The organism is Anaerotignum sp., assembly GCF_040307045.1.
Lineage (GTDB): Bacteria > Bacillota > Clostridia > Lachnospirales > Anaerotignaceae > Chakrabartyella.
In genome coordinates this window covers 37,801-57,364 of record NZ_JAWRKF010000015.1, presented here as the reverse complement: position 1 = coordinate 57,364, position 19,564 = coordinate 37,801, and the positions used below count along the sequence as shown (strand labels likewise).

General features: G+C 39.5%; 21 protein-coding genes. 20 read left to right on the top strand and 1 reads right to left on the bottom strand.

What is annotated here, in order from left to right; genetic code table 11:
- The 20 genes from ABVZ64_RS08070 to hflX all read left to right on the top strand — a co-directional run bounded on the left by ABVZ64_RS08070 (position 1) and on the right by hflX (position 18,963).
- A complete protein-coding gene (locus tag ABVZ64_RS08070; protein ID WP_352400503.1) occupies positions 1 to 660 on the top strand; it encodes an amino acid ABC transporter permease in 660 nt (219 codons plus the stop codon).
- Positions 657 to 1,385, top strand: coding sequence for an amino acid ABC transporter ATP-binding protein (locus tag ABVZ64_RS08065; RefSeq protein WP_352400502.1), 729 nt, complete (start codon positions 657 to 659; stop codon positions 1,383 to 1,385). Before ABVZ64_RS08070 ends, ABVZ64_RS08065 begins: the two co-directional genes overlap by 4 nt.
- Positions 1,386 to 1,681: 296 nt before the next feature.
- Positions 1,682 to 2,488: a transporter substrate-binding domain-containing protein gene (locus ABVZ64_RS08060; RefSeq protein WP_352400501.1), complete on the top strand. Its 807-nt coding sequence runs from the start codon at positions 1,682 to 1,684 to the stop codon at positions 2,486 to 2,488.
- 193 nt (positions 2,489 to 2,681) lie between these two features.
- Positions 2,682 to 3,374: a DUF554 domain-containing protein gene (locus ABVZ64_RS08055; protein WP_352400500.1), complete on the top strand. Its 693-nt coding sequence runs from the start codon at positions 2,682 to 2,684 to the stop codon at positions 3,372 to 3,374.
- A 315-nt stretch (positions 3,375 to 3,689) separates the two neighbouring features.
- On the top strand, positions 3,690 to 4,157 hold the full coding sequence (rimP, locus tag ABVZ64_RS08050; RefSeq protein ID WP_352400499.1) for a ribosome maturation factor RimP: 468 nt from the start codon (positions 3,690 to 3,692) through the stop codon (positions 4,155 to 4,157).
- A gap of 23 nt (positions 4,158 to 4,180) precedes the next feature.
- Positions 4,181 to 5,308: a transcription termination factor NusA gene (gene nusA, locus ABVZ64_RS08045; RefSeq protein WP_352400498.1), complete on the top strand. Its 1,128-nt coding sequence runs from the start codon at positions 4,181 to 4,183 to the stop codon at positions 5,306 to 5,308.
- 17 nt (positions 5,309 to 5,325) lie between these two features.
- Positions 5,326 to 5,601 carry an RNase P modulator RnpM gene (gene rnpM / locus ABVZ64_RS08040; RefSeq protein WP_352400497.1) on the top strand — a complete coding sequence of 92 codons (276 nt, stop codon included), beginning with the start codon at positions 5,326 to 5,328 and terminating at the stop codon, positions 5,599 to 5,601.
- Entirely contained in the window at positions 5,594 to 5,908 is a 315-nt protein-coding gene (locus ABVZ64_RS08035) for a L7Ae/L30e/S12e/Gadd45 family ribosomal protein (RefSeq protein WP_352400496.1), read from the top strand. Before rnpM ends, ABVZ64_RS08035 begins: the two co-directional genes overlap by 8 nt.
- A gap of 45 nt (positions 5,909 to 5,953) precedes the next feature.
- Entirely contained in the window at positions 5,954 to 8,188 is a 2,235-nt protein-coding gene (infB, locus tag ABVZ64_RS08030; protein ID WP_352400495.1) for a translation initiation factor IF-2, read from the top strand.
- Between the two features lie 12 nt (positions 8,189 to 8,200).
- A complete protein-coding gene (gene rbfA / locus ABVZ64_RS08025; RefSeq protein ID WP_352400494.1) occupies positions 8,201 to 8,584 on the top strand; it encodes a 30S ribosome-binding factor RbfA in 384 nt (127 codons plus the stop codon).
- Positions 8,568 to 9,530 (top strand): DHH family phosphoesterase, encoded by a 963-nt coding sequence (locus tag ABVZ64_RS08020; RefSeq protein WP_352400493.1) that lies wholly within the window; start codon positions 8,568 to 8,570, stop codon positions 9,528 to 9,530. The genes rbfA and ABVZ64_RS08020 overlap by 17 nt, the downstream gene beginning before the upstream one ends.
- Before the next feature lie 12 nt (positions 9,531 to 9,542).
- Positions 9,543 to 10,445: a tRNA pseudouridine(55) synthase TruB gene (gene truB, locus ABVZ64_RS08015; protein WP_352400492.1), complete on the top strand. Its 903-nt coding sequence runs from the start codon at positions 9,543 to 9,545 to the stop codon at positions 10,443 to 10,445.
- Positions 10,446 to 10,456: 11 nt separating this feature from the next.
- Entirely contained in the window at positions 10,457 to 11,413 is a 957-nt protein-coding gene (locus ABVZ64_RS08010; RefSeq protein ID WP_352400491.1) for a bifunctional riboflavin kinase/FAD synthetase, read from the top strand.
- A gap of 18 nt (positions 11,414 to 11,431) precedes the next feature.
- A complete protein-coding gene (locus ABVZ64_RS08005; protein WP_352400490.1) occupies positions 11,432 to 12,331 on the top strand; it encodes a DMT family transporter in 900 nt (299 codons plus the stop codon).
- Positions 12,332 to 12,477: 146 nt separating this feature from the next.
- Positions 12,478 to 12,741, top strand: coding sequence for a 30S ribosomal protein S15 (gene rpsO, locus ABVZ64_RS08000; RefSeq protein WP_352400489.1), 264 nt, complete (start codon positions 12,478 to 12,480; stop codon positions 12,739 to 12,741).
- 176 nt (positions 12,742 to 12,917) lie between these two features.
- Complete coding sequence (locus ABVZ64_RS07995) at positions 12,918 to 15,071, top strand: polyribonucleotide nucleotidyltransferase (RefSeq protein WP_352400488.1); 2,154 nt, start codon at positions 12,918 to 12,920, stop codon at positions 15,069 to 15,071.
- A gap of 129 nt (positions 15,072 to 15,200) precedes the next feature.
- Positions 15,201 to 16,469: a M16 family metallopeptidase gene (locus tag ABVZ64_RS07990; protein WP_352400487.1), complete on the top strand. Its 1,269-nt coding sequence runs from the start codon at positions 15,201 to 15,203 to the stop codon at positions 16,467 to 16,469.
- 65 nt (positions 16,470 to 16,534) lie between these two features.
- Complete coding sequence (locus tag ABVZ64_RS07985; protein ID WP_502892588.1) at positions 16,535 to 16,762, top strand: DUF378 domain-containing protein; 228 nt, start codon at positions 16,535 to 16,537, stop codon at positions 16,760 to 16,762.
- A 51-nt stretch (positions 16,763 to 16,813) separates the two neighbouring features.
- Complete coding sequence (gene dapF, locus ABVZ64_RS07980; protein WP_352400486.1) at positions 16,814 to 17,653, top strand: diaminopimelate epimerase; 840 nt, start codon at positions 16,814 to 16,816, stop codon at positions 17,651 to 17,653.
- 32 nt (positions 17,654 to 17,685) lie between these two features.
- Complete coding sequence (hflX, locus tag ABVZ64_RS07975; protein WP_352400485.1) at positions 17,686 to 18,963, top strand: GTPase HflX; 1,278 nt, start codon at positions 17,686 to 17,688, stop codon at positions 18,961 to 18,963.
- A 114-nt stretch (positions 18,964 to 19,077) separates the two neighbouring features.
- Here hflX and ABVZ64_RS07970 read toward each other — a convergent pair whose 3' ends face one another.
- Positions 19,078 to 19,338 (bottom strand): hypothetical protein, encoded by a 261-nt coding sequence (locus ABVZ64_RS07970; protein WP_352400484.1) that lies wholly within the window; start codon positions 19,336 to 19,338, stop codon positions 19,078 to 19,080.
- Between the last annotated feature and the right edge of the window lie 226 nt (positions 19,339 to 19,564).

Here is a 19,564-nt window from a genome sequence, read left to right as displayed (position 1 = left end):
ATGAATGGTTCAAATTTTTTCGAATATACAATACAAATTTTGCCTCAGCTATTAGAGGGTATGTCATTTACAATACAGATGACTGTTGTGTCTTTGGTGTTAGCTTTGATTGTGGGCATCGTTTCTTGTATGTTTACCATCTCTAAAATAAAGGTGTTAAATTGGATTGCAGCTATCTATTTAAGCGTAATTCGGGGTACACCATTGATGGTACAGGCGTTCTTTATCTACTTTGGTATCACTTCGGCTTTAGATATTAGGATTTCGGCTTTTACAGCATCAATCATTGTTCTTTGCCTGAATGCAGGTGCATACTTATCCGAAATTTTCCGCAGTGGTATTATGGCGGTTAATAAAGGTCAGATGGAAGCGGCAAGAAGCCTTGGTTTGCCTCATGGCGTTGCGATGCGTAAGGTTGTCTTACCGCAGGCTATCCGAATTGTAATCCCTTCGGTGGTAAATCAGTTTATTATCACATTAAAGGATACCTCAATCCTTTCAGTTATTGGTTGTGCGGAGTTAATGCGTCAAGGGAGTCAGATTGTTGCAAGAAACTTCCGTAGCTTTGAAACCTATGCTGTAATTGCAATCATGTATTATATAATGATTACAATTCTGACAAAGGTCGCAAAGATCATTGAAAGGAGGCTAGCAAAATGATAAAAGTTAAAGTTGAAAACCTGAAAAAGAACTTTGGCAAATTGGAGGTTCTAAAAGGAATCGACCTTGAAGTCAAAGAAGGGGAAGTAGTTTGTTTGATTGGCCCTTCGGGCTCGGGTAAAAGTACTTTCTTGCGCTGCCTAAATCGTTTGGAAGAAATTAGCTGTGGTATTGTTATTGTTGATGACAATGATCTAACTGCCAAAGGTAGTGATATAAACAAAATCAGAGAAAATATTGGAATGGTATTCCAACAATTTAATTTATTTCCCCACTTAAATGTACTAGAAAACATTATGTTAGCCCCAGTGGATCGTAAAAAGATGACCAAAGACGAAGCAAAAGAGAAAGCAATTTCTTTATTAGAATCCGTAGGGTTGGCAGAAAAAGCAACAGAATATCCCGCAAATCTTTCTGGTGGACAGCAACAGCGTGTTGCAATTGCAAGGGCTTTGGCAATGGAACCAGATATTATGCTTTTTGATGAACCTACTTCAGCCCTAGATCCTGAAATGGTTGGGGAAGTTTTAGAAGTAATGAAAAAATTAGCAGCTGATGGTATGACAATGGTTGTTGTTACCCATGAGATGGGATTTGCAAGAGAAGTTGCAGATCGTGTTATCTTTATGGATGGTGGCTACATCGTGGAAGAAGGTACTCCAGAGGAAGTTTTTGGAAACCCTCAAAATAAAAGGACACAAGATTTTTTAAACAAAGTATTGTAATATTAGAATCCCTCGCAAATTGCGAGGGATTTTTTTGTATGGACTCCCTAAATTTTAGGAAAAAAGAGAAGTTAATGGACTTTGAAGTTGTAAGTGGTTTTGCTGCAGAATATATTAAAACAAGTGCGGCGTATTGCAGGAAAACGCCTAACAGTTTCTAAGAAAGCAAGATAACGTAATACAGAAGAAATTTATGGTGGTACATAGATAATAAAACGATAAAAGCCACAGAAACAGGATGGTTTTTCTGGATCTTTCATTTGTAGTGATAATTTATAAAAAAGGGGGTAATGTTAATGAGTTTTATGAAGAAAGGTGGTTTTGCTATTTTAGCGTTGGCTTTGGTTACAGGCTTGGCAGCATGTAATGATAAAGTGACAATTAGCGCCGAACAGAAAACCAATAGTGAGGTGCAGGAAGAAGGGAAAAAGTATGTTATTGCAACAAATACATTTTTTGCGCCTTTTGAGTTTCAAAATAATATGGGGGAATACGTAGGAATAGACATGGACCTTCTGGAGGCTATTGCTAAGGATCAGGGATTTAGGTATGAATTAGTCACCATGTCTTTTAATGAAGTTTTAACAGCAGTTGAGGAAGGACGGGTAGATGGGGCTTTAGCAGGCATTAGCATTACAGAGAAAAGAAAAGAAATATTTGACTATTCTAACCCTTACCTAGTGGGCGGTGTTGTAATGGCTGTTGCAGCTAACAGAAATGACATTAATAATTACGAAGATTTAGCAGGGAAAACAGTTGCCGTTGCAGTTGCTCAGGGAACTGAGGCGGAGGCATTTGCTGAGTCTATCAAGGATATATATGGTTTTAATATAACAACATTTAATGAATTTAGTGATGTATATATTGATGTATTAGAGGGGAATAGCCAAGCTTTATTTGAGGATTATCCAGTAATGGGTTATATCATATCACAGGGGGTTGACTTTAAAATAGTTTCTGACATTGAACGGAAGAACCCTTATGGATTTGCTGTGCCAAAAGGAAAAAACCCAGAACTGATAGAAATGTTTAACAATGGACTTGAAAATATTAGAAAGAATGGTAAATATCAAGAAATCATAGATACATATGTCCAAAGTTAAGTTCTATTTTTTATAGGTGTTTTTAAGATGGAATTGTTGCGTCTAAAATGAGATGCTCCTCGTTTAATAGAGGAGCTTTTTTGTGAGAAAAAATAGAGGTATGGAGGCTGCTTTTTTACTATTGTATTTCTAGACAAACACTTCTAGTAAATGGTATACTAATATTGTTTATACAAAAGAAGGGAGAATACAAATGATAGGAGTTCTGATTAACGTTATAGCAATCGTGATTGGTAGTGGCTTAGGAATACTGGTAAAGAAGGGGATGCCTTATAGGATTTCAGAGGCTATGATGAAAGGGCTGGGTTTTTGCACCTTATATATTGGTTGGTCAGGGTCGCTTAAAGGTAGTAACACTTTGGGTTTGATTATTTCCATGGCAATTGGTACTATGATTGGTGAGGGGTTTGACTTAGATGCAAAATTAAATGGATTTGCGGAGAAATTAGAAGCAAAGTTTCACAAGGGTGATGGCAAAGTATCTATGGCAGAGGGCTTTACCGCTGCATCTTTATTGTTTTGTGTTGGCGCCATGACTGTAGTGGGGTCTATGCAAGCAGGCTTATCTGGTGATTATGAAATGCTTTTTACAAAGTCTGTTTTGGATTTTATTTCTTCCATGGTTTTCGCATCGTCTTTAGGAATTGGGGTTATGCTTTCTGCTGTCTTTGTTTTCATTTTTCAGGGAAGCATTGTTGTATTGGCCCAAATTGTTGCACCGTTTTTAACGGATGCAGTGGTGGCGGAGATGACTTGTATTGGTTCAGTTCTGATTTTTGCATTGGGGCTAAACATGGTAGGAATAACAAAATTTAAAGTGTTAAATTACCTTCCCGCTTTGTTTTTACCCATTGTATTAACACCATTAATAGTAGGTATAATATAAATCTAAGGAATTGTTTTACATAATAATCAGTTTACGTTAATTTTGAGGAGGGCAAAGAGGTATTTAGAAACCACGAAATCAACTAGCTGAATAATTTTTTATTTATACTTTTGTAGTTTTATGGCTATCATATATTTGAAGCGTTTGTATGTTTGGTAAACAGGTCAGGGAGTGGGAAAATGTAGGAAAACCCTTGCTTTTTAGGGTGAATGGTGTTATACTGGTGCAAGAAACTTATAGTACGCGGACAAAAGAGTGGGTAAATGCCCACTCTTTGTTATTGCATAGGTTAATTTTTTTTAAAGAGGTGTGAGAATGGCTAAAATAAGTAATACAGATAAAAAGATATTGCCTTTTTTGGAACCCATTATAACAGAAAAAAATTTAGAGTTAGTTGATCTGGAATTCGTAAAAGAGGGTGCAAACTGGTATCTACGTGTTTATATTGATAAAGAAGGTGGCGTCGATATTGATGATTGTGAAGGTGTAAGCCGAGCGTTGGAGGCAAAGCTTGATACAGCCGATCCCATTGAACAAGCATATATTTTAGAAGTTAGTTCTCCGGGTATTGATCGCCCTTTGAAAAAAGAAGCGGACTTTGTGAAATATCGTGGCGAAATGATTGACATTAAATTGTATAGAGCGATGGATGGACAAAAACAGTTCCAAGGAAAACTATTGGGATTGGAAGATGGGGTTATTTCCATTGAGGATGAAGAAAACAAGGTGATTTCATTGGAACAAAAAGATATTGCTAGCGTACGCTTGGCAGTGATTTTCTAAGGCTAAGAGGAGGAATAGGAAAAATGGATAGAGCGGAGTTTATGGATGCTTTGTATTTGATTGAAAAAGAAAAGGGCATCGACAAGGAAGTGATTTTTGAAGCCATCGAGGCATCTTTGGTTTCGGCTTGTAAAAAGAACTTCGGTAGCGGCCAGAATATAAAAGTCGTGATTGACAGAGAGACTGGAAACGTGGCTTGCTTTGCACAAAAAACAGTTGTAGAGCAAATCGAGGATGAACAAAATGAAATTTTATTGGGGGCAGCAAGAGTTCTAAATCCCAATTATACGGTGGGCGATGTGGTTGACTTGGAAGTAACCCCTAGGGATTTTGGTCGTATCTCCGCGCAGACTGCAAAACAGGTGGTCGTTCAGAAATTCCGCGAAGCGGAAAGAGAAATTTTATACAATCAGTATATTACAAAGGAACGGGAAGTTGTAACAGGTATTGTTCAAAGAAGAGATAGACGTAACATTATCGTTCAGATGGGTAAGATTGATGCGGTACTGGCATCAAATGAACAGATTCCTGGTGAGCAATATAACTTCATGGATCGCCTGAAGGTATACGTTTTAGAAGTAAAACAAACAACAAAGGGTCCTCAGATTTTTGTTTCCAGAACACATCCAGAGTTGGTAAAACGCTTGTTTGAACATGAAGTTCCAGAAGTACATGATGGGACTGTTGAAATTAAAAGCATTGCCAGAGAAGCGGGTAGTCGTACAAAAATTGCTGTTCACTCTAAGGATAGCAATGTAGATGCTTTGGGTGCTTGTGTTGGTCAAAATGGTTATCGTGTAAACGTAATCGTAAGTGAGCTTGGCGGTGAGAAAATCGACGTTATTAATTGGAGCGACGATCCCAAAGAATTCATTGCAGCTGCATTAAGCCCATCTAAGGTATTGGCAGTTGCACTAAACGAAGAAGAACAGAGTGCAAAAATCGTAGTACCCGATCATCAACTTTCTCTTGCCATTGGTAAGGAAGGACAGAATGCTAGATTGTCTGCAAAATTGACAGGTTGGAGAATTGATATAAAGAGTGAAACCCAGGCGAACGAAACAAATTTCTTAGCAGAAACGCCAGTGGAAACAGTGGAAGATGCAGTGAATGCAGTAGAAACTGTTGAAGAGGAACTGACAGAAGAATAAGAATTGGGGGTGGCAGTATGAAACAAAGAAAAACTCCTCTTAGAAAGTGTACCGGATGTCAGGAAATGAAAAGTAAAAAAGAGTTGATACGGATTGTTCGTAATGATGAAGGTGAATTTTCTTTAGACAGAACAGGGAAAAAGCCTGGCAGAGGTGCTTATATTTGTCCAGATAGTGAATGCTTGACAAAGGCTCAAAAGTCAAAAGGCTTGGAACGTTCTTTTAAAGCACCTGTTCCAAAAGAGGTATATGAACAACTTTTAAATGAGCTGTGTGGTGAAGGAAATGAGTAAATTCTACTCTCTCTTAGGTCTTTGTAAAAAGGCAGGAAAGTTAGTTGGTGGTGAGGTGGCTGTAGAAAATGCAATTCGTCAGAAAACAGCGGTATTGCTGATTCTTGCAGGAGATGCCTCGGGCAACACCAGAAAAAAATTCAATAATTCAGCGGCATACTATAAAATCCCATTGGTTGAGGTGGGAGACAAAGATAGTCTAGGCGGTGCGGTTGGTGAAGAGATTCGGGCGATACTTGCAGTAACGGATGCAGGGTTCGCAAAAAAACTAAAAGAGCTAGCGGAAGAAGAAAAGGTTATGGAGTAAGATAGGGAAAAACGATTCGTCGTTTGGAAAGTAGAGGTGTAGTGAATGTCAAAGACTCGTATATATGAATTAGCAAAACAACTTGGCGTTACAAACAAGGAATTAATGGCAAAATTAAAAAGTATTAATGTGGAAGCAACCAGTCATATGGGTGTTTTGGAGGCAGATGTGGTTGAAAAAGTAAAATCTTTATATGTGCCTGCAAAACAAGCACCCCAAGGAACAACAGAAAAGAAGAATATACCCCAGCATACTGGGAACAAAGAATCTACAGCAAAGAATGAAAAAAGTAATTCTCAGGGGAAAAAGGAAGATGGCAATAAAGGTACTCCAGTAAAGGAACAGCCTCGTCAAAACCAAAACCAAAATAATGGGAATAAAAAAGATGATAAAAATAAAAAAGGTAAGCAAAAAGAACAAAAAGTAAGAGAAGATCCAATGGAACGTAGACGTCGTGAAAGAGAAGAAGCGGCTCTTATGGCAGAGTTAGAAGCTTTGGAAGCGGCAGAAAAGGCTGCGAATCCAGACTCTGTTTCCAGGGTTATTCCTGAAACAATTTCTGTAAAAGACTTGGCAGAAATCCTTGGTAAAAAAGGCTCTGACCTTGTGATGAATTTGATGAAAAAGGGCAGAATGCTGAATATCAATGCAACTCTTGATTTTGACACGGCTGCCGCAATTGCAGGAGAGTTTAACGTAATTCTTGAAAAAGAAGAAGAACAAGATATTATGGAAGTTGTTTTTGCAGAGGCGGAAGAGGATGATAGCGTTCTAGAAGAACGTCCTCCTGTTGTTGTTGTTATGGGCCATGTTGACCACGGTAAAACATCCCTATTGGATGCAATTCGTCACAGCGATGTAACGAAGGGAGAAGCTGGTGGTATCACCCAGCATATTGGTGCTTATACAGTTCAAATTGCTGGCAAGCCCATAACATTTTTGGACACACCAGGCCACGAAGCATTTACGGCTATGCGTATGCGTGGAGCCCAGATTACAGATATTGCAATTTTGGTTGTTGCTGCTGATGACGGTGTTATGCCTCAGACAGTAGAGGCGATTAATCATGCAAAAGCTGCTGGTGTTGAAATTATTGTTGCAATCAACAAGATGGATAAACCTTCTGCAAACCCTGATCGTGTAAAACAGGAATTGACAGAGTTTAACTTGTTGGCAGAGGATTGGGGTGGTGAAACTATTTGCGTACCTGTTTCCGCGGTCTCCAAGGATGGCATTGATACATTACTTGAAATGATCACTCTGGTTGCTGAAATGAAAGAATTACGTGCAAACCCTAATAAAAATGCAAGAGGTGCCATTGTTGAAGCACAGTTGGATAAGGGTAGAGGTCCCGTTGCAACTGTTTTGGTTCAGAGCGGTACTTTGCAGGTGGGAGACCCTATCGTTGCAGGTTGTGCTTATGGTAAAATCAGAGCGATGACCGATGATAAGGGAAGACGTGTGAAAAAAGCAGGCCCTTCTACACCTGTTGAAATTTTGGGCCTTTCAGAAGTACCTACTGCTGGTGACGGTTTTTACGTTGCGGAAAGCGATAAGCAGGCAAGGCAGGTAGCTGAAAGTATTGTTGCAAAGAATAGAGAAAACTTAATCAAAGAGACACCACAGAAGGTTTCTTTGGACGATTTGTTCTCTCAGATTCAGAGCGGTAATATGAAAGAATTGAATATCGTTGTTAAGGCTGATGTTCAGGGGTCTGTGGAAGCCGTTCGCCAGAGCTTGGAACGGTTGTCCAACGAAGAAGTACGTGTACGCATCATTCATGGTGGTGTAGGTGCAATCACAGAAAGCGATGTTATGTTGGCCTCTGCATCAAATGCTATCATCATTGGCTTTAACGTACGTCCTGAACCCGCTGCAAAGGCGTTTGCAGATGAGGAAAAGGTTGATGTTCGTCTATATCGTGTAATTTACAATGCAATTGAAGATGTAACAGCAGCAATGAAGGGTATGCTTGACCCTGTCTTTGAAGAAAAGGTGCTGGGTCATGCAGAAGTTCGCCAATTGTTTAAGGCTTCTGGTGTAGGTACCATTGCAGGTAGTTATGTAAAGGATGGTAAATTCGTTCGTAATTGTCAGGTGCGTATCATTCGTGATGGTATTGTAGTTTACGAAGGTGACCTGGAAAGTTTAAAGCGTTTCAAGGACGATGTAAAAGAAGTAACAACAGGCTATGAATGTGGTTTGGTGTTTAAGAAGTTTAATGATTTAAGGGAAGGTGACTGGGTAGAGGCCTTCACAATGGTAGAGGTGCCCAGATAATTAGGTGATACTATGAAAAATAACACAAGAATTTCTCGTATTAATGATGAGATTATGAAAGAAATTTCTCAGATTATTCGAGGAGAGTTGAAAGATCCACGCATTGGTTCTTTAACCAGTGTGGTTAGGGTTGAAACAACACCTGATTTAAAATACTGCAAGGTGTATGTTTCTGTTTTGGGTAATGACGACGAGAAAGATAGCGTAATGAAAGGCCTGAAAAATGCTAGCGGATTTATTCGTCGTCTTGTTGCCCAGAGGGTTAACTTACGTTTTACACCTGAATTCACATTTAAATTGGATGAGTCTGCGGAGTATGCGATTCACATGAATCAGCTGATTAAGCAGATTTCCAAAGATTTAAAGGAGAAAGAAGCCAATGCAGAGAAAGAATGATTCTTTAGAAAAAATAAGAGAAATCATTTCACTTCATCAAAATATTGTGCTTTGTGGACATACAAACCCCGATGGGGATGCCATTGGAGCTAGTCTTTCTTTGGCTGCATCCCTGAAACAAATGGGTAAAAATGTTTGTGTCCTTTTGGAACCCTATGCAATGAAGTATGACCTGATTCCTAACAAAGATTTGATTGGGAGCATGGAATTTGTGAAAGCCATTGACCTTTTTATTGCCTTAGACTGTGGCGATATGGGGCGTTTGCAGGGTGTGGAGACGGCTTTTCATGATGCAAAATGTATCATGAATATCGACCACCATGCCAGCAACTCATACTTTGGAGAGTATAACTATGTGGAGGAAAATGCATCTTCGACCAGCGAAATCGTATTTAAGCTGCTGCAAGGGCATTTTCCCATGGATGAAAGCGTTGCCGCAGGATTGTATGCAGGAATAATTTATGATACAGGTGGATTTCGCCATACGTCTACGACGCCTTTTACGATGCAGGCCGCAGGGGAGCTAATGTCCTATGACATCCCATATACCAAAATATATAATGCCTTGTTTGATTGCCGCACATTTTCGGAAATGAAAATTATGGGTAGAGCATTCGATAAGGCGGAAAGCTATTTTGACGGAAAGGTAATTTGCAGTTCAATTACTATAAAAGATATTGAGGATTGTCATGGTACCAGTAAAGAGCTAGATGCAATCATTAACTATCTAAAAGGAGTAAATGATACCAAAATTGCTTGTTTCTTATACGAGAAAAATGAAATGGATGTCAAAGTTAGCTTTCGTGGAAATGATGGCTATGATGTATGTACCTTGGCCCAGAAGTTTGGCGGGGGCGGCCATGTAAAAGCCGCTGGATGCACTATAGCTGCACCAATTGAAAAAGCAAAGGATATGGTTTTTACTGAAATAGAAAAAATGCTGTAAGGAGGAAGCCTTTTGGATGGGATCCTAAATATTTATAAAGAAAAAGGTTTTACTTCTCATGATGTGGTAGCAGTGGTACGTAAAATACTGCATATGAAAAAGGTTGGGCATACAGGCACCCTAGACCCTGACGCGGAAGGGGTTCTGCCCGTTTGTGTTGGTCGTGGCACAAAGCTTGCGGATATCATTATGAATGGGCATAAAAGCTATCGTGCAGTTTTGCATCTTGGCATTACCACAACAACAGAGGATGCTTCGGGAGAAGTTTTGGAGAAAAAGCCTGTCTTATTTGACGAGGATATAATTCGAGAGACTGTGAAGGGTTTCGTTGGTGAATTAAACCAAGTTCCTCCCATGTACTCTGCTGTTAAAGTGAACGGAAAGAGATTATACGAGCTGGCTAGGGAAGGCAAAGAAATTGAACGTAAATCACGCAAAATTACGATTTATGATATTCAAATTCGTCGACTTATCCCCCCTTGTCAGGTGGAGATGGATGTGACCTGCTCAAAGGGAACCTACATCCGTACCCTGTGTGCTGACATTGGCAAAGCTTTAGGTTGTGGGGGACATATGTCTGAGCTTGTTCGTACTGCAACAGGAACATTTTCTTTGGAAGATGCCATTAAGCTTGGAGATTTAAAAGCATTGGCGGAAACAGGACAAGTGGAAAAGGTGCTTTTAAAGTTGGAAGACGCTTTGACGGAGTATACCAAGGTTTTTGTTTCGGAAAAATCTGCAAAGTTATTATACAACGGAGGAAAAATTCGAAGTGGTTTTTTGAAGCCTGAAAAGGCCATAAAAAACGGCCAAGTTGTGGTGGTGTTTGACCATAAAAAAAACCTTGTAGGATTATATACAGTAATTGAAGAAGAAAATGACTTTTTTATCAAACCGTTTAAGATGTTGATTTAAGGAGTAGAGAAATGGAACATATCGCGGATACGCACATAGAACAGAGTCGACCTACAGCAGTTACGCTAGGCAATTTCGATGGCTTGCATCTGGGACATCGTGCGTTGATCAAATTGACAAAGCAGTTTGCAGAGGAAGAGGGACTACAAAGTGTCGTATTTACATTTTCTCCCCACCCTATGCTGGTGTTCAAGAAAAAAGAGGACTTTGCATTGATTATGGCTCCCTCAGAGAAAAAATTTACCATGGAGCAAATGGGGATTGACACTTATATTGAGTATCCTTTTAACCAAGAGTTTGCATCAATGAGCGCTGAAGATTTTGCTATAAAGCTGATCTTTGAGAAGTTGCAGTGTCGTGTTTTAATAGTTGGGGAGAACTACCATTTTGGTTCTAACCGCTCCGGGAATTATGAAATGTTGCAAAAATTAGGCCAAGAGCGTGGCGTAAAGGTTGTAGCAGTACCCTCTGTACTTTTTGATGAGGAGAGAGTAAGCTCATCGAGAATTCGAAAGTGTTTGATTCAAAAGGATTTGGAAGATGCAAACCGAATGTTGACAGTGCCGTACTTCATTTTGGGTACAGTGTCTGAAGGTAAAAAATTGGGCAGAACCATAGGTTTTCCTACGGTTAACATTATTGCTCATCCCTTAAAGCTATTTCCACCCAACGGTGTTTATGCTACAAAAACATTATACAAAGGGAAGTATTATTATGGTGTGACCAATATTGGAATTAACCCAACGGTGGATGGAACGCAGAAAATTGTGGAAACCTATTTATTGGACTTTAGTGAAAATGTGTATGGCGAAACCTTGCAGACATTTTTCTATAAATTCTTACGTAGTGAGCGCAAGTTTCCCAGTGTTGAGGAACTACGGCAGCAAATTCAACGAAATGCTGAGCAGGCAGCGGAATACTTTGCATCAGAGGAATATTTGAAAAATTGGAAAAGTGCCCAAGAATAAAAATTGGGGAGATAGTATATGAGTCAAAAAAAGAAATTATGGGCGACCATTGCGTTGCTTTTAACGGCTGCAATTTGGGGTAGTGCCTTTGTGTTCCAAAAATTTGCCGTTGATGAATTATCAACATCTTTTATTATTGCATCACGTTTTACGATTGCAGGTGTATTGACCGCCATAGCAACAATAAAAAAATGGCATCGTATTGACAAGAGTTATTTACTAGGTGGCTTTGCTGCAGGCACTACTATGGCGTTGGGTACGGGCTTACAGACGGTGGCCATGACCTTTGGCACAACACCAGGCAAAAGTGCCTTTTTGACTGCCGCCTATTGTGTGATTGTTCCGTTTTTATGCTGGATTTTCTTGAAGGAAAAGCCAAAGAAAAATCATATTATTTCTGCTGTAATTTGTTTACTGGGAATTGGATTTATCTCTTTGGATGGCAATTTTAAAATTACCTTTGGTGATGGTGTGACATTGCTATGCAGCGCGGTCTTTGCGGGCAACATAATCTCTATAGCATTTTTTTGCCGTGGTAGGGATCCCATGGTGTTGACTATGATTCAAATATGCGTAGCCGCTATATGGGGCTGGATTTCTGTTGTTGCTACAAGCACTATGCCACAAGAAATCAGTATGGCATCCGCAGGAAATGTACTTTATTTGGCAGTTTTTTCTACTGCTTTATGTTTAAGTTTACAGAGTGTTGGGTTAAAATATATAAATGCAACTGTGGGTACAATTTTATTAAGCCTTGAAGCAGTTTTTGGTGTAATTTTTTCAGTGTTATTATACGAAGAGGTGATTACTCTTAAAATCGCCATTGGCTTCATCATCGTTTTTGTAGCAGTTATACTTTCACAGCTTGATTTTATCAAGCCCAGTCAGGACAAAGCCGTGAAAAACACAGAGAATTAACGTATTGTCCTTGCAAAGATAGGGTCAATATGCTAAAATAAAAATGCTGTAAAACCGAGACTCAGTTTTTGGATTCTCCAACCATCACTTAGCCTCTGGGGATGCACAATTACATTCATTTTAAGAATTTTGAGGAGGAAAACAAAATGGCAACAATTAACAAACAAGAAATTATCGCAAAATTCGGTAGAACACCTAACGATACAGGTTCTCCCGAAGTACAGATTGCTCTGTTAACAGCAAGAATCACAATGCTTACAGATCACTTGAAGGAACACAAGAAAGATCACCACTCCAGAAGAGGTCTTCTGAAAATGGTTGGTCAAAGAAGAGGTCTTTTGAACTATTTGAAAGAATTGGATATCGAAAGATATCGTACTATCGTTGCAGAACTTGGTCTGAGAAAGTAAGATTTGCGATATAGACAAAAGAGAGGTAAAATTCCTCTCTTTTCTTCTATTAATTTATGAAGTAAAAAAAGAGAATGTGGCACTATAGATTTCCAGCTTTGTTTATAGCCATCACGAGGGTGTAAATAAAGTTGAAGATCTATGGTGCATAGATGAAAACAAAAGGAGAATTCAAAATGTTTAGAACTTATTCCATGGATTTGGCTGGCAGAACACTGACAGTAGAAATTGGTAGAGTTGCAGAACAGGCAAATGGTGCGGCCATTTTGCGTTATGGCGAAACAACTGTTTTAGTGACGGCTACTGCATCTACAAAACCCAGAGAAGGCATTGATTTTTTCCCTCTGAGTATTGATTATGAAGAAAGACTATACTCTGTTGGTAAAATACCCGGTGGCTTCATCAAAAGAGAGGGGAGACCTTCTGAAAAAGCAGTTTTAACATCTAGATGTATCGATAGGCCATTAAGGCCTTTGTTCCCAAAAGACTACAGAAATGACGTTGCCATTGTAGCAACTGTTATGTCTGTTGATCAGGATTGCTCCCCCGAGGTGGTAGCAATGATTGGTGCGTCTTTGGCATTGAATATTTCCGATATTCCTTTCAATGACCCCGTTTCTTCTGTGAACATTGGCTATTGTGATGGACAGTTGGTTGTGAACCCAACTGCAGAACAGAGAGAAACATCCAGATTGTCTTTAACTGTTTCTTCTAAAGAAGATAAAGTTATGATGATTGAAGCCGGCGCAGATGAAATTCCTGACGCATTGATGATGGAAGCAATTCATTTGGCCTTTGATACAAACTTAGAAGTTGTTAAGTTTATCAAAGAAATTGTTGAAAAAGAGGGTAAAGAAAAAGCACCTTATGAAGAATACACCATCAATCAGGAAGCATATGACTTGGTTACAGGCTATGTAACTGACGCAAGAATGGAAGATGCGGTGTATGCTGAATTAAAACAAGACAGAGATGCAAAGATTAAAGCCATTACTGAGGAAGTATTAGAGACTTTGAGCGATAAATTGATTGGGATTTACGGCGAAGAAGCAAATATTGCTGCCTTGTTGGGAGATATCATCTATAAATTTGAGAAGATGACAGTAAGACGTATGATTTTAAGAGATCATAAACGCCCTGATGGTCGTGGAATCGAAGATATCAGAGCACTTTCTGCTGAGATTGATGTGTTACCTCGTGTTCACGGATCTGCATTGTTCTCCAGAGGTCAAACACAGTGTTTGACTGTAACGACACTAGGCATGATTAGTGAAGGCCAGCGTTTAGATGGCTTGGATACAAATGAAACAGAAAAACGCTATATCCATCACTATAACTTCCCTGGTTACTCCGTTGGTGAAGCAAAAACATCCAGAGGACCCGGCAGACGTGAAATCGGTCATGGCGCTTTGGGTGAAAGAGCGTTGTTGCCAGTTATCCCAAGTCCTGAAGAATTTCCCTATGCAATTCGATTGGTATCTGATATTTTAAGCTCCAATGGTTCTACATCCCAGGCAAGCATTTGTGGGTCTACGCTGTCATTGATGGCAGCAGGTGTTCCTATTAAGCGTCCAGTTGCAGGTATTTCTGTGGGATTGGTAACAGGGGACAACGATGAAGATTTTGTTGAAATCACTGATATTCAGGGCGTGGAAGATTTCTTTGGTGATATGGACTTTAAGGTTGCTGGTACAAGCGAAGGTATCACAGCAATTCAGATGGATATGAAAATTAAAGGCTTGACTTTTGCTATGATTGAGCAGGCTTTTGCTCAGACAAGCAGAGCAAGAGAGTATATTTTAAATGAAGTAATGCTGAAAGCAATTGCACAACCCAAGAGTGAGCTTTCTCCTCATGCGCCTAAGATTGCTTCTATGCAGATTGATGTAGAAAAAATTGCAGAAGTAATCGGTACAAGAGGTAAGGTTATTAAAAAGATTGTTGAAGAAACTGGCTGTGCAATTGATACAGAAGATGATGGCACAATCTTTATCAAAGGAATTAACGCTACTGATATTCAGCGCGCAATTGACATGATTAATGCCATTGTAAAGGATCCTGTGCCAGGTACAGTTTACACAGGTGCAATTACAAGACTTATGACATTTGGTGCATTCTTTGAAATCGCTCCTGGAAAAGAAGGCTTGATTCATATTTCCAAGATTTCCAATAAGCGTGTTGAAAAAGTAGAGGACGTTTTGGCTGTAGGCGACATTGTAACTGCAAAATTGATGGAAATTGATAAGCAGGGCAGATTGAACTTCTCTATTAAAGATACATTGCCTAAGGAAGAAAAGCATAAAGAAGATAAGAACGAACATCAAGCATAATCTCTAAACAAGTTAGGAGGCTGTGGGAAGGAAGGTTTTCCTATACAGCCTCTTTTTTGTTGAAGCATAAAAAAGCCAGATTGGAACATGATAAAAGAAATTAGTGATTTTATGCATGGGAGAGATAATATGGTTATTATTAAAAAACTACAAAACGGAATATCTGTGGCATTAGAAGAAATCACCTATGTGAGGAGTATTTCCTTTGGAATTTGGGTGAAGAATGGTTCTAGAAATGAAAGACCTGAGGAAAGTGGGGTTTCTCATTTTATTGAGCATATGATGTTTAAGGGCACTGAGAATAGAAGTGCAAGACAGATTGCAGAGGAAATGGATGCATTGGGTGGGCAAATTAATGCCTACACCACAAAGGAATATACCTGCTATCATACCCGTGTTTTGGATGAGCATTTTAACAGGGCCTTGGATGTTATGAGTGATATGATTTTACGATCCTCATTTGATCAGAAAGATGTTGAGAGAGAGCGAAATGTTATCACGGAGGAAATAAATATGTATGAAGATGCACCCGAAGAACTGGTGCACGATGCTTTGCAAGACACCATTTGGAGAGACAGTTCTTTGGGGATGCCTATTTTAGGTACCACTAAGACAATCTCTACCTTTACATCTGAAAGCATCAGAAGTTACTATGAAAGAAACTATCATACTGAAAATATAGTGTTGTCCGTTGCTGGTAATTTTAAAGTTGACAAAATGTTGGAACAGTTGAATGACGCTCTTGGCAATTGGACAGCGAAGCGCCCCTTTGAGCAGTACAATTCAAAAGCAACTTACCAGGTTTCCCATGTTGCACGGGAGAAAGATGTGGAGCAAGTACACGCATGTATTGCCTTTCAAGGGTTAGAACGTGAGGATCCAATGAAGTATGCCCTTGGCGTCTTTAATACCATTTTTGGTGGTGGTATGAGCTCACGTTTGTTTCAGAAGGTAAGAGAGGAAAATGGTTTGACATACTCTATTTATAGTTATACTACTGCTTTTGCAGATACAGGATTATTCTCAATTTGTGGTAGCATGAATCCCAATCAGCTGGAAAGAGTATATGATTTAATTGTAGGAGAAATAAAAGAGGCAAAGGCAAATCTTTTACCACAAAAATTAATTGAAGTTACCAAGGAGCAACTCATTAGTAATTTCATTATTGGAACGGAAAGCACCTTGAATCGAATGACTGCCGCAGGCTCCGCTTTGCTTTTGCGTGGTCAGGTGCAAGATAATGAAGCGGTCATTGGAAAGCTAAGCAAGGTTACTGCTGAGGATATTTTAGAGGTTACGGAGCGTGTATTTGATTTGAATAAGGTAAGCTGGTGTGCTGTGGGAAATGTAGGTGAAATTGATGCCCATAGCATAGGAAAAAAAGTTTTTCATATTTAATGAAATCTGAGGGATAATAAGGATAACGGTATTATTCCGTCATTATTTTTTAGGAGGTTATTATTATGAAAGCTTTAAACTATGTTGCATTAACATTGGTAATCATTGGTGCTTTAAACTGGGGGCTGATTGGTTTCTTCGGTTATGATGTTGTTACAAGCATCTTTGGTGGAAGTATGTTCTGGATTTCCAGGGTCATCTTTGGCTTGGTTGGTTTAGCTGGGCTGTGGTCTTTGACACTTTATGGTTCCGTAGCACAGGAAAACCCTACAGTACGCATTGCTAGACATTAACAGAAATGGCGGCGGTATTACCGCTGCTTTACATAGAATAGGGGGAGAAAAATGCGTTTTACAAAGATGGAAGGCTGCGGCAATGATTATATTTACATTAACTGCTTTGAGGAAAATGTAGAGAAACCGGAAAGGTTAGCAGTAGCTATGAGTGAGCGCCATTTTGGAGTTGGAGGGGATGGTTTGGTCTTGATTATGCCCTCAAACAAGGCGGATTTTCGTATGCGTATGTTTAACCTGGATGGTTCAGAAGGCGAAATGTGTGGGAATGCCGTTCGCTGCATAGGCAAGTATGTATATGAGCGAGGATTGACAACAAAAGAACAAATTTCACTGGAAACTGCAGGGGGAATTCGTTATTTGGAGTTATGCATCGAAAATGATGTGGTGAAGACTGTTGGTGTGGATATGGGAGAGCCGATTTTAGCGGCAGAAAAAATTCCTGTTGTTCACGGAGAAAGCCCTGTCGTAAACAAAAATATTTTCATCGATGGAGAAAATCTGTTATGCACCTGTGTATCTATGGGAAATCCCCATGCTGTTGCCTTTGTGGATGATACTAAAACTTTTCCTGTGGAGCATTATGGAAAGAAAATTGAGTGCAATTCACTTTTTCCCAACAAAACGAATGTTGAGTTTGTCCAGATTATAAGCCGAAGCCAAATAAATATGAGAGTTTGGGAACGGGGCAGTGGCGAAACACTTGCCTGTGGTACAGGGGCATGTGCTTCCGTTGTAGCATCTATTTTGAACGGATTTTGTGATAGAGAAGTAAAGGTATCCCTTCTTGGGGGGACGTTAACAATAAAATGGGATGCACAGGACAATCATGTTTACATGAGTGGTCCAGCGGCATTTTCCTTTGATGGTGTTTGGTTAAGAGAGGTTTAAACCTTGCAGCTAGCAAGGAAAGGAGGAAGAGTATGGCGAAAGAAATGCATGAGACAGCAAAAATGGAAGAGAAGGTAATCCTAGTTGCTGTAGAACCGGACGAACGAAACAGTCGTTCTGCCATGGAGATAGATGCGTGTTTGGATGAATTACAAGAACTTGTCCAGACGGCAGGGGCTGTAGCCGTTGCAAGAAGCGTGCAAAAAAGGGATCGAGTTCATCCGGGACATTACTTAGGAAAAGGTAAGATTGAGGAACTAAAAATGATGGTAGAGGCATATGGAGCTTCTGGTATTGTTTGTGATGATGAACTTTCTCCAGCCCAGCTGAAAAATCTTGAAAAGATGCTAGAAACCAAAGTTATGGATCGGACCATTGTGATTTTGGACATTTTTGCAGGTAGGGCAATTTCTGGTGAGGGTAAAATTCAAGTGGAGTTGGCCCAATTAAAACATCGACTGTCGCGATTGACAGGTATGGGTGCATCAATGTCAAGGCTTGGCGGTGGTATCGGTACAAGAGGCCCTGGTGAAAAGAAGTTAGAAACAGACAGACGTTACATTAAAGATCGGATTGCAGAATTAAACATTGCTGCAAAGGAAATTCAAACTCATCGGGAATTATTACGCAATCAGAGAGGGAAAAAAGGAACTCCTGTAGTTTCGTTGGTTGGCTATACCAACGCGGGGAAATCTACATTAATTAATAAGCTGACTGATGCAGGGGTTCTGGCGGAAGATAAGCTATTTGCAACCCTGGATACAACCACCAGAAAGGTGGAACTCCCAAATGGCTCTGAAGTTTTATTGACAGATACCGTTGGTTTTATTCAAAAGCTTCCGCATCACTTGGTGCAGGCATTTCGAGCAACATTAGAGGAATTAAAATATGCAGATGTATTACTGCATGTGGTTGATGCGTCTAATCCTAACAGGCAGGAGCAGATGCAGGTTGTATATAAAACATTGGATGATTTAGGGTGTGCAGACACACCAGTCATTACAATTTTTAATAAGATGGACAAAGATGTGGAATTGCCTCTGCCAATAGATACTAGAGCCAGGGAGATTGTACAAATTTCTGCGTTTACTGGTGATGGCTTGGAGGTAATGCTAGGATCTATTGAAAAAGTGTTAAAAAGCTTTCGAAAGTCTTTGGTTGTTGTTATTCCCTACACAGAAGGGGGCTTGATTGGTTGGGTGCACGGGCGTTGTGAAATTATTCATGAGGAGCACACTGCCGAAGGCGTCTTATTGGAAGTATATGTGGATGAAGAATCCGCCAATAGGCTAGAGAAATATCAGCGATAAAGGTATCTCTTGAAGTTTATGCAGTTGGGCATAAATTTCAAGAGATTTTTTATGGTTTTTCTGGGGAGATCAGTTTTTTCTGCAGTTGTTTTTTTTTGCTTGGTAAGAAGTGTACTATGGGAAGACACAACTTAATTTTTTACCATCTAGAATGGCAACCGCTTGGTCATAATCAGATCTATTAACATAAATGAAATACTCGGTTTGCGCCATATTATTCATTCCTGGATAACCACGTGCTTCACTTCTCCAAAGGTTTCCAAAGGTTGAAATTGTGTAGTCAATATTGTGTGCAGAAAGTAAATCTCGTATTCTGGCCTGATCTTCCATGGAATTTGTGATGAAAAGCTCTTTTCGATTGAAGATTGTAATCATGGCATTGCCTCCCTCTTTTATAATTAAGATAGCATAGTAAATAGTGGGTTTCAATGGATATTGGAAAGAATTGTTTAACCTATCGTAAGAAAATTTTAAGCTTTCTCGTTAGCTTTTGTAACAACTATATGCTAAAATCTATATATTAAAGATTCATTAAAATGTTCGTTTTAACGAAATTTGGATGGAAAGGAGTGTGAAACTTGGGTCGTAGTGTGATTCGTAT

Bases quoted from the DNA above. Each gene is read 5' to 3' on its own strand.
- ABVZ64_RS08070 (WP_352400503.1), top strand. From the start codon at position 1: ATGAATGGTTCAAATTTTTTCGAATATACAATACAAATTTTGCCTCAG.
- ABVZ64_RS08065 (WP_352400502.1), top strand. From the start codon at position 657: ATGATAAAAGTTAAAGTTGAAAACCTGAAAAAGAACTTTGGCAAATTG.
- ABVZ64_RS08060 (WP_352400501.1), top strand. From the start codon at position 1,682: ATGAGTTTTATGAAGAAAGGTGGTTTTGCTATTTTAGCGTTGGCTTTG.
- ABVZ64_RS08055 (WP_352400500.1), top strand. From the start codon at position 2,682: ATGATAGGAGTTCTGATTAACGTTATAGCAATCGTGATTGGTAGTGGC.
- rimP (WP_352400499.1), top strand. From the start codon at position 3,690: ATGGCTAAAATAAGTAATACAGATAAAAAGATATTGCCTTTTTTGGAA.
- nusA (WP_352400498.1), top strand. From the start codon at position 4,181: ATGGATAGAGCGGAGTTTATGGATGCTTTGTATTTGATTGAAAAAGAA.
- rnpM (WP_352400497.1), top strand. From the start codon at position 5,326: ATGAAACAAAGAAAAACTCCTCTTAGAAAGTGTACCGGATGTCAGGAA.
- ABVZ64_RS08035 (WP_352400496.1), top strand. From the start codon at position 5,594: ATGAGTAAATTCTACTCTCTCTTAGGTCTTTGTAAAAAGGCAGGAAAG.
- infB (WP_352400495.1), top strand. From the start codon at position 5,954: ATGTCAAAGACTCGTATATATGAATTAGCAAAACAACTTGGCGTTACA.
- rbfA (WP_352400494.1), top strand. From the start codon at position 8,201: ATGAAAAATAACACAAGAATTTCTCGTATTAATGATGAGATTATGAAA.
- ABVZ64_RS08020 (WP_352400493.1), top strand. From the start codon at position 8,568: ATGCAGAGAAAGAATGATTCTTTAGAAAAAATAAGAGAAATCATTTCA.
- ABVZ64_RS08010 (WP_352400491.1), top strand. From the start codon at position 10,457: ATGGAACATATCGCGGATACGCACATAGAACAGAGTCGACCTACAGCA.
- ABVZ64_RS08005 (WP_352400490.1), top strand. From the start codon at position 11,432: ATGAGTCAAAAAAAGAAATTATGGGCGACCATTGCGTTGCTTTTAACG.
- rpsO (WP_352400489.1), top strand. From the start codon at position 12,478: ATGGCAACAATTAACAAACAAGAAATTATCGCAAAATTCGGTAGAACA.
- ABVZ64_RS07995 (WP_352400488.1), top strand. From the start codon at position 12,918: ATGTTTAGAACTTATTCCATGGATTTGGCTGGCAGAACACTGACAGTA.
- ABVZ64_RS07990 (WP_352400487.1), top strand. From the start codon at position 15,201: ATGGTTATTATTAAAAAACTACAAAACGGAATATCTGTGGCATTAGAA.
- ABVZ64_RS07985 (WP_502892588.1), top strand. From the start codon at position 16,535: ATGAAAGCTTTAAACTATGTTGCATTAACATTGGTAATCATTGGTGCT.
- dapF (WP_352400486.1), top strand. From the start codon at position 16,814: ATGCGTTTTACAAAGATGGAAGGCTGCGGCAATGATTATATTTACATT.
- hflX (WP_352400485.1), top strand. From the start codon at position 17,686: ATGGCGAAAGAAATGCATGAGACAGCAAAAATGGAAGAGAAGGTAATC.
- ABVZ64_RS07970 (WP_352400484.1), bottom strand. From the start codon at position 19,338: ATGATTACAATCTTCAATCGAAAAGAGCTTTTCATCACAAATTCCATG.